Raw genomic sequence first — 386 nt, forward strand, 5'->3', positions numbered from 1 at the left:
GCCGGGTTCATGTACTCCGGTTCGAGCACCGTTCACCCGACAGCCAACGGGGCCGCGTGGCGTGCCCTAGAGGACGTGGACGGGACCGACCGGGCCGCCGTGGTCTACACCCTGGATCGGGAGTTGGAGACGGCCCCGTACGCGCTGGTTGCGTGGGTGGACGGCGAACCGGTCGCGCTCGTGGCCAGCACTAGGGACGAACACGGGCCGTACGTCGTCGCGTGGGAAGGGCTGGACGACGGCCGCCGGTACTGCCGGACCTACCGGCACCCGAGCGACGCCATGCGTGCGGTCACGTCCTCGCGGATCTACGTCAACGTGCGGTTGTTGGGGCACAGCCCAGAGCTGGACGGCTTCGAGTGGCGCGCGTGACCGGCCGCGCTGGC

At 70.7% G+C, this 386-nt stretch carries 1 protein-coding gene; it reads left to right on the plus strand.

All coding sequences use genetic code 11. From position 1 onward, the window contains the following. A partial coding sequence (locus BI06_RS04570) for a hypothetical protein (protein WP_043465255.1) occupies positions 1-372 on the plus strand: 372 nt, incomplete at its 5' end. Between the last annotated feature and the right edge of the window lie 14 nt (positions 373-386).

It is taken from the genome of Kitasatospora sp. MBT66 (genome assembly GCF_000710405.2).
GTDB lineage: Bacteria > Actinomycetota > Actinomycetes > Streptomycetales > Streptomycetaceae > Kitasatospora > Kitasatospora purpeofusca.